Genomic DNA, 8,938 nt, shown 5'->3' on the forward strand with positions numbered 1-8,938 from the left:
ACATAAAGCCCATGACTCGCCATACTCTGATCGCCCTTACCACTGCTGTAGTGCTCAGCGGTTGTGCGCAACAGCCCCTTCCGGCGACCAGCGAACAACTGACCAATGCGATGGACGTTCAGCTCGCGCGCATTGAAACCGCAATGGTCCGCCGCTGCGAACAGGAACAGTTGCATCAACAGGCACACAACGACTACCAGAACCAGATCGTGGGCGAATTGGTGGGCATGAACGCCGGATTGACCGCGCTGGCTGCCAACATTCAACAACCCGCACCAGAGTGCCCTGAGGTGGCCGATCCCCTGACCGATAAACTGGTCCTGGGCGAAGTGGAGCGCGTTTACGTCCAGGAAGTGGGCGAAGCCTTCGAGGCCCGCGTCGACACCGGCGCCGCCAGCTCCTCCATCTCTGCCGCCAACATCCGTTTGTTTGAGCGTGACGGCAAGCAGTGGGTCCGTTTCGAGATCCCAACCAACGGTGATGTCGCAGAAGATGCACCGGACGCCACCATCGAAGCGCCGATCTCCCGTTTCGTTAACATCAAGCGTGCCTCCAGTGCAGAGCCTGAGCGTCGTCCGGTGATCATAGCCCGCCTCAAAGTGGGTGACTATGTCGCGGAAACCGAGCTGAACCTGACCGATCGCAGCCACATGGAATACACTTTGTTGCTAGGACGTAAGTTCTTCAAAGACATTGCGGTTGTCGATGTAAGTCGCCAATATGTTCTCTCCGGTGCCAACGGCCAATAAAAGGAATCTGTCGTGTCGCGCAAGCCATTTTATTTCCTTATCTTTTTGCTGATCGCCAGCGGCTTCGGCTACAACCTCTATCGCCACAAGGTCGACCACATCCCGTTCTTCCCCGGCAGTGTGCAAACCACGTGGACCGTTGAGGCCCGGATCACCTATAACGCCAATGGCCCAGTTGAAGCCACTTTGGCTTTGCCGACCGATCCCGCCTTTACCCTGTTATCGGAGTCCGCTGCCTCACCCGGTTATGGCCTGTCCATGACCGAAGATCAAAGCGGGCGCCGCGCCACCTGGACCACCCGCAATGCCAGCGGTAGCCAGGAGCTGTATTACACCGCCAATCTGGTGCCCAACGGCTATGACCTGCTGGACGATCACGCCACCGAGTATACCGTGCCCAATCTGGTGTGGGACGAAGGGTTGGATACCGCCGCACAGACGGTGATCGCCAAGGCGTGGGATCAGAGCGCCAACAACCGCTCGTTTGCACTGCAATTGGCCAAGTTGGTCGCCAACCCAGAGCAGCAGCAGAACGTCGCCTTGCTGCTGGCGCGTTACGAGCCTGCCGCACTGCTTAACCGCCTGCTGCAAACCGCTGGCGTGCCGTCGCAGATCGTCTACGCACTGAATCTGGAAGATGGCCGCCGCCGCCAAGCGTTGCGCGCCTGGGTCGAGGTTCAAGACGGCGAAAACGGCTACCTGTTTAACCCGGAGAGCGGAACGGAAGGCCGGCCAGACAACCTGCTGCTGTGGCAACGCCATGGCAACTCGGTACTCGAATTGACCGGCGGCAGTAACTCCAGCGTCACCTTCTCGATGATTGAAGACACTCGTCCGGCTCTGGCCACCGCCTTGGACATGATGTCGGCGGCGGCGCAAGAACGTGGACTGTCGCTGTATAACCTGCCACTGGAAGAACAATCCCTGCTGCGCGGGCTGTTCCTGATCCCGATCGGCGTACTGGTGGTGGTGTTCCTACGGGTTCTAATAGGCCTGAAGACCTCCGGCACCTTTATGCCGGTGTTGATCGCCCTGGCCTTTATCCAGACCAAGTTGCTGACCGGCTTAGTGGGCTTTTTGTTGATCGTCGCCTGCGGCTTGGTGCTGCGCTCGTACCTGTCCAATCTCAACCTGCTGTTGATCTCGCGGATCTCAGCGGTGGTGATCCTGGTGCTGGGCATTATCGCCGCCTTTACCCTGCTGGCCTTTAACTTCGGCCTGACCGAGGGTCTGACCATCACCTTCTTCCCGATGATCATTCTGGCTTGGACCATCGAGCGGATGTCCATCCTTTGGGAGGAAGAGGGGCCGAAAGAGGTCTTTGTGCAAGGCGGCGGCTCGCTGCTGGTCGCGGTGATCACCTATCTGGCGATGGATAACGATCTGGTTCGCCACTGGGCCTTTAACTTCCTCGGGATCCACCTGATCGTCCTCGCGCTGATCTTAGTGATGGGCCAATACACCGGCTATCGCTTGCTGGAGCTGCGCCGTTTCCGCCCGCTCGCTGAGGACAAGCAATGATCTTCTGCGATCCGCGCCGCCTAAGAAGCCGCGGCATTATGGGGATGAACCAGCGCAACATCTCCTACATCGGCCGCTACAATCCGCGTTCGCTGTACAAGCAGGTGGACGATAAGCTGATCACCAAACAGCTGGCACTGAAAGCCGAGATCGCCACACCGGATCTGATCTCGGTGATCAGCGAGCAGCATGAGATCAGTGATCTGGCGCAGCGCTTGGCTGGTCAAACGGGTTTCTGCATCAAGCCCGCACAGGGCTCTGGGGGCAAGGGGATCTTGGTGATCACCAAGGTCGAGGACGGTAAGTTCTTCAAGCCCTCCGGTGGCGAAGTCAGCCTCAGCGATATGGAGCGTCACTGCTCCAATATCCTGGCGGGTCTGTTCAGCCTCGGCGGGAAGAACGACGTGGCGGTGATCGAAGCCTTGATCCGTTTCGATCCCGTGTTCGAAGGGATCTCCTATGAAGGCGTGCCGGACATTCGCCTGATCGTGTTCAAAGGCTTCCCGGTCATGGGCATGCTACGCTGCTCGACCCACGCCTCCGACGGCAAGGCCAACTTACACCAAGGCGCGGTGGGGATCGGCGTGGATATCGCCAATGGCCAGGCGATCCGCGCGGTGCAATACGACGAGCCGGTGCAACTCCACCCCGACACCAGTAAAGATCTGCATGCGGTGCAGGTGCCACACTGGGATCGACTGCTCGAGCTGGCGTCCGGCTGCTATGAGATGTCTGGCTTGGGTTATTTGGGGACCGATATGGTGCTGGACAGCGAGCGAGGACCGCTGCTGCTTGAGCTTAACGCCCGACCGGGTCTGGCGATCCAGATCGCCAATGATCAAGGCTTACTGCCCCGCCTCCGTAAGATCGAAGCGCTGGGCGACCAAACCTTCAGCGTCGAAGAGCGCATTGCCAAAGCCAAGGAGTGGTTTGGTGGTCAGGCGCCGAACTGAGTCAGCCAAGCCCCACCTCAACGCCCTGATCCTGATCGGGGCGTTTTTCTCTGCCAGCGCCGCCGCAGACACCCTGCTCGACTACTGTTTTCACCAGATCGCCGGGATCCAAGCCGAGCCCGCCCCTCGTCAACGTCTCGCCCAATTGCGTCTGCTTCAGGATCAGCTGCAACTTTCCTCCGAGCGGTTCGACAGCGTCGAGATCGGCCAATGTGCCTACCAACTGCGTCAAGCCCTAGCGCCGCTGATCACTCAGGCAACCGCCTCAACCGAGCAGCTCAATGCCACCGCGCAACTGCTCCACCATCAGCGCCAGCCGCTCAAGCAGCTCACCCTAACCGATCCGCGCTGTTTGCACGGCACGCCCCATGAAGCCCCCTTTACGCTGGATCTCAGCCCCAGTGCCGTTGTCCCCTACCTGCGCGGCGCCGAGCATGAAGGCTGCCGCCGCACCGTATGGCGACGATACCAGTCCCGTGGCTATCCGGATAACCGCACCTTGCTTGAGGCGCAGATCGAGGCTCAGTGGCAGCTTGCCAAACAGGCCGGTTATCGCGATCCGCTCAGTCAGCAACTTAGCTCCGTGCCGCTCGGGCAACACGTCGAAAGACAAGACTTTCTCGACTCACTCACGCCCGATCGGGTGCAGCCAGGTTGGCAACGCTCCGCCGCGCCGCCCCAGCCCTTAGCGCGCCCAGCCGAGCAACTGGCCCGCCAGACCTTGGAGGCGCTCAGCCAGGCCATGGCGTTGACCCTAGTCAGCATCGACGAGCAGCAATGGCAACTCTGGTCGGACAAACGTCTGTTGGGCTACGTGTCACTCCACCAGGCAGAGCACAACGCACGCCGGATCTTGCAGAATCACTGGCTCGGTCACAGCCCGGCGATCATCGAACTCCACTATCGCCAAAGCCCTTGGCACGCTCAGCACTGGTGGCAATGGGTACGTACCGTCGGTACCGCACTAGGACAAGCTCACGGACAGGAGATCGATCATCCCAGCCCCAATCATGGCGAGCTAGGCCGCGCCTTGGCATTAGAATGGGCGCGCCAACCCGAGTTTCAGCGATCCCTGCTGGGCCAACGCGTCACGGCCCCACCTCGTTACCCAGCCAGCCTGTTGATTGAAGCCCAATTGGCACTGGCCCTCTGGCAGCAGCCCAAGCTCAACGACGGCGTCCTGCAGACACGCCAAACAACGCTTTATCAGCGCTACCTGCAGCAAAGCCCGCCATCGGAGCTCTGGCCCTGGTACAGCAGTGAGCGGATGGTCTTTCAGCCAGGAGCCCTGATCCAGCGCCTGTATTTAACCCAGCAGGCGCAACGCTGGGTGAGCCAACAAACGCAGACCCGCACGGAGCTAAAACCCGCATTGCCATCGTCCTTCCCCTGGTCGAGCCTCGCCGCAACGACCGACGGCTCAATCGACTAGCGCCGCCTCAGGCACCTGCAAGCAACGCTGCAGTTGCTGTTGTGCCTGCTCGAAGCCGTCGCGCCCAGCGGAAAGCCCTTCCGCCGCCACGACCGTAACATCGTCAATGCCGACAAAGCCAAGCACAGTTCGCAGGTAAGGATCCTGATGATTGGCCGCGGCCGCTGGCGCTCCCGCCGCATAGCGACCGCCCCGCGTCGCGATGATCAAGCCGCGCTTACCGTGGAGCAAGCCTTCCGGCCCATGCTCGGTATAGCGAAACGTGACGCCGACCCGGCAGATCAGATCGATCCACGCCTTCAAGCCGGACGGAACCGAAAAGTTATACATCGGCGTGGCGATCACCACCTCATCGGCGGCCTGCAGCTCAGCCACCAATTGATCAGACAAGGCGATCAAACGCTGCGTCGCCTCATCGCGCCGATCCGGCTCGGTATAGAACGCCGTTACCGTTTCGATATCCAGATGTGGCGGCGGAGCGGCCCCCACATCCCGTTGGATCACCCGTCCCTGAGGGTGGATAGCCAACCAACCCGCTTGAAGCTCTGCGGCTAATTGGCGGCTATGGCTGTCATCTTGGTTCAGGCTAGCGTTGACGATCAGAAGCGTTTTCATCTGGGCATTCTCTCTCTTGTGACGTTGAGAACAAGAATACTTGCAACAGGTAGAAACAAAATCGCACAATTTAGCTAACATCTATCGAAAAAGAAGAACGTTATGTACCGTCCCCACACCACACTGGAGCAGTGGCGCATTTTGCAGGCCGTGGTCGATCACGGCGGCTACGCCCATGCCGCCGCCGCACTGAACAAGAGCCAGTCATCGTTGAATCATGCGGTGGCCAAGCTGCAACAACTGCTGGGTGTCCCTCTGCTCGAAGTGAAAGGCCGTAAGGCACAGCTAACCCCACAGGGCCGAGTGATGTTGCGCCGCTCGCGCGCGTTAACCCAACAGATAGAACAACTGGAGATGTTGGCCATCAACCTCGAGCAGGGCTGGGAGCCGGAGATCGTGATCTCCAAAGAGATCCTCTACCCCACCGAAGCGCTCCACTGCGCATTGCGCCAGTTCTATCCTGAAAGCCGTGGCACCCGGATCACCATCATAGAGAATGTTCTGAGCGGCACCAGCGATGCCATTACTGAGCGCCGATGCGATCTGGCCATCAGCGCCCGCCTGCCCGCGGGCTATCGTGGCCACCCACTGGCACTGTGCCGCATGTTACTGGTGTGCCACCCAGACCATGCGCTGGCGCACGAGCACACCATCGATGAAGCCCGGCTGATCCAAGAGCTGCAGCTGGTTATCAAAGATACCGGCAGCGAGGCGGACAAGGAGCTGGGTTGGTTGAAAGCGGAGCAGCGCTGGACCTTCTCAAACTTCCATGACGCGATCGCCATGTTAAAGCAGGGCCTGGGCTTCTGTCGGATCCCCGAAGCGATCGCCCAGCCGCACATCGACCAAGCGCACTTGGTCCATCTGCGCCAAGCCAAACTCAACACCTCGCTGCTGCCGCTCTCTCTGGTGATCCCCGATCCGGATCAGCTCGGTCCGGCAGCGCAGCGATTCGCCCAACTGCTGATCGCGTCAGCGCCGCTAGGCTCAGCCGAGCCCGGGTGAGCCTCGCCGAATAGCAACACTTCATAAACGGTGACCCAGTTGTCAAATTTTGGCATTCCGTGTAAAAGATCACTTAGTTACAGGCGACCTGTTACCGCCTGCCAACACCAAACGGATAATAATTTATAAGGGAGTGCATGGATGAATTGGCTCACGGAACTGGTCGCACAACTCAATGGGATCGTTTGGGGGATCCCAATGCTGGTCTTGATCCTCGGCGTCGGTCTGTACCTCACCCTCGGCCTGGGCTTTATGCCGATGCGCAAACTCGGGCTCGGGTTCAGTCTCCTGTGGCAAGGCCGCAGCGAAGGCGGTGACAAAGGGGATATCAGTGCCTTTAACGCCCTGATGACCTCGCTGTCGGCCACCATCGGAACCGGTAATATCGCCGGCGTGGCAACCGCCGTGGCCATGGGCGGTCCAGGGGCGCTGTTCTGGATGTGGTGCACCGCACTGGTGGGTATGGCCACCAAGTATGCCGAGGCGGTTCTGGCGGTCAAATATCGAGAAAAAGGCGACAACGGCGAATACGTCGGCGGCCCGATGTACTACATCAAAAACGGCCTCTCCAGCAAATGGGGTTGGCTCGCCACGGCCTTTGCCCTGTTCGGCTCCATCGCCGGCTTTGGGATCGGCAACGGCACCCAATCCAACTCCGTCGCTCAGGCTTTAGAAGCCAATTTCTCGATCTCCCCTACCCTCTCCGGCATTGTCTTGATGCTGTTGGTGGGTGCCGTACTGATGGGCGGGATCAAACGCATCGCCGTGGTTGCTGGCCGGCTCGTACCGCTAATGGCGGTGTTCTATGTCACGGCTGGGTTGGCGGTTCTGGCACTCAATCTGCCTCAAGTGCCCGCCGCCATCGCCCTGGTGATAGAAAGCGCCTTTACCCCAGTCGCGGCCCAAGGCGGGTTTGCCGGTGCAGCCGTGTGGATGGCGATCCGCTTTGGGGTGGCCCGTGGTGTCTTCTCCAACGAAGCCGGCCTTGGCTCCGCCCCCATCGCCCATGCCTCAGCCAAAACCAACAACCCGGTACGGCAGGGACTGATCGCCATGCTCGGCACCTTTATTGATACCATCATTGTCTGCTCCATCACCGGTCTGGCTATTATCCTCACCGGCGTCTGGGACAGCGGCACCAGCGGTGCCGCCCTCACCACCATGGCGTTTGGCCAGTCGATCCCGTACGGCAATGTCATTGTCTCTATCTCACTGGTGGTCTTCGCCTTTACCACGATCCTAGGTTGGAGTGTCTACTGCGAGCGCTGTGTCCATTACCTGCTGGGCGAAAAGGCCATCAAACCCTTCCGTCTGGTGTTTACCTTGGCCGTTCCCGTCGGTGCCGTTGCCACCTTAGACTTCGTCTGGTTACTGGCTGATACACTCAATGCCATGATGGCGATCCCCAATCTGATCGCGCTATTGTTACTCAGTCCTGTCGTCTTCAAGCTGACGCGGCAATACTTTAGTCAGAAAGAAGCTGGCGTCGACAAGGCCAACAGCACCACCCCGTCGGCGTGATCCCACCGGCCCGGTCTTTACCGGGCCACACGGGGCATGCCAGTTAAGGCCGGGCGGCTCAACGCCTGCGCGGCCCAACGGAGAACCGACCATGCGGATCATCGCACTGCTTTGCCTCGTTATCAGCCTCTCAGCCTGCACGCTGTTTGCCGATCGAAGCGACCAACAAGAGGCCGTCTCCAGTAGTCTGATGCAGTACCTCTATCCCCAGACCAGCGAGCGGCGCTCACAACACCCGGTTACGCCCACCATCCCGCAGCCAGCCAACGTCGGCATCGCCTTTGTCTCCAGCCAAGATCACGCAGACGCGATCAGCCCAGAGCAGGCAACCCAGCTGCTCGAGCAGATCCGCCATCGTTTCGCCCAGCAACCCTATGTCGGCCGACTGGAGCTGATCCCCAGCAGCGCTCTTAACGGCAACCCAGGTTTCGATGGCTTACGCCATGTCGCGCGACGCTATGACGTCGACTTGATGGCACTGATCGCCTCTGATCAGATCCGCCAGCGCGGCGAAAACCCTCACGCCGTGTCATATTGGTCCATCGTCGGTCTCTATAGCTTTCCCGGCAATGAAGCCAGCGTTCGCACCTTTGTCACCACCACTGTTATCGATGTTGCCAGCGAGCAATTGCTGTTTCATGCCTCAGGCCTGCACCAAATCCGCGACAGCGACGATACCGACATCGATAACATCCCTGCAGCCGGCGCACAGATAGGATCTGCACAAGCCGCCGACGATATGCTGAGCACGCTGGATAACGAACTCGAGCGCTTCAGCGCTCGGATGGGGCAGCAGCGAACCGGACAGATAGAGCCGGGTGCGGGCTTTGGCAGCGGCGTCCTCACGCCGATCCCCTTTGCCGCCCTGCTGTTATTCGGTTTTGCCCGTCGACGTTCACGCCGTTAAATCGTCCACTTGCACATAACGGAACACGGCGGGCCTAGCGGCATCGCCCCGAAGCGGGAACCCTTCTTGACACTCGGGCTCAATGAACTCCTCAGCGGAGCAGGTTAAATAATACCAATTCCATTATCTATTTGGTCAGTCTGGCCCATTCCCTGCTGCACAGATGCCGCACTTGTTCTGCATCTTTTCGAAAGCTGTTCCAAGCATCTGCAACCTGGTCGACAATGTGGTCATA

At 59.6% G+C, this 8,938-nt stretch carries 8 protein-coding genes; 7 read left to right on the forward strand and 1 reads right to left on the reverse strand.

From position 1 onward, the window contains the following. Positions 1 to 11 precede the first annotated feature (11 nt). Genes ABEA08_RS07350 through ABEA08_RS07365 form a run of 4 tightly spaced genes read left to right on the forward strand, consistent with a single transcriptional unit; the run spans position 12 to position 4,655 of the window. The gene (locus ABEA08_RS07350; protein WP_345334639.1) at positions 12 to 749 is read left to right on the forward strand and encodes an ATP-dependent zinc protease family protein; all 738 of its coding nucleotides are present in this window, start codon (positions 12 to 14) and stop codon (positions 747 to 749) included. A 12-nt stretch (positions 750 to 761) separates the two neighbouring features. Continuing rightward, positions 762 to 2,270, forward strand: coding sequence for an inactive transglutaminase family protein (locus tag ABEA08_RS07355; protein ID WP_345334640.1), 1,509 nt, complete (start codon positions 762 to 764; stop codon positions 2,268 to 2,270). Then, positions 2,267 to 3,223 carry an alpha-L-glutamate ligase-like protein gene (locus ABEA08_RS07360; protein ID WP_345334641.1) on the forward strand — a complete coding sequence of 319 codons (957 nt, stop codon included), beginning with the start codon at positions 2,267 to 2,269 and terminating at the stop codon, positions 3,221 to 3,223. The genes ABEA08_RS07355 and ABEA08_RS07360 overlap by 4 nt, the downstream gene beginning before the upstream one ends. Then, on the forward strand, positions 3,204 to 4,655 hold the full coding sequence (locus ABEA08_RS07365) for a hypothetical protein (protein WP_345334642.1): 1,452 nt from the start codon (positions 3,204 to 3,206) through the stop codon (positions 4,653 to 4,655). The genes ABEA08_RS07360 and ABEA08_RS07365 overlap by 20 nt, the downstream gene beginning before the upstream one ends. Here the strand turns inward: ABEA08_RS07365 and ABEA08_RS07370 are convergent. Continuing rightward, positions 4,644 to 5,270, reverse strand: coding sequence for an FMN-dependent NADH-azoreductase (locus tag ABEA08_RS07370; RefSeq protein ID WP_345334643.1), 627 nt, complete (start codon positions 5,268 to 5,270; stop codon positions 4,644 to 4,646). The two genes, ABEA08_RS07365 and ABEA08_RS07370, sit on opposite strands and share 12 nt — an antisense overlap. A gap of 102 nt (positions 5,271 to 5,372) precedes the next feature. Here ABEA08_RS07370 and ABEA08_RS07375 point away from each other — a divergent pair, with 102 nt between their 5' ends. The 3 genes from ABEA08_RS07375 (at position 5,373) to rhlP (ending at position 8,703) form a co-directional block, all read left to right on the forward strand. Next, entirely contained in the window at positions 5,373 to 6,275 is a 903-nt protein-coding gene (locus ABEA08_RS07375) for a LysR family transcriptional regulator (RefSeq protein WP_345334644.1), read from the forward strand. 141 nt (positions 6,276 to 6,416) lie between these two features. Beyond that, on the forward strand, positions 6,417 to 7,796 hold the full coding sequence (locus ABEA08_RS07380) for an alanine/glycine:cation symporter family protein (protein ID WP_345334645.1): 1,380 nt from the start codon (positions 6,417 to 6,419) through the stop codon (positions 7,794 to 7,796). 91 nt (positions 7,797 to 7,887) lie between these two features. Then, positions 7,888 to 8,703 (forward strand): rhombotarget lipoprotein, encoded by an 816-nt coding sequence (gene rhlP / locus ABEA08_RS07385; protein ID WP_345334646.1) that lies wholly within the window; start codon positions 7,888 to 7,890, stop codon positions 8,701 to 8,703. Positions 8,704 to 8,938 lie beyond the last annotated feature (235 nt).

It is taken from the genome of Ferrimonas pelagia, from assembly GCF_039543565.1.
GTDB lineage: Bacteria > Pseudomonadota > Gammaproteobacteria > Enterobacterales > Shewanellaceae > Ferrimonas > Ferrimonas pelagia.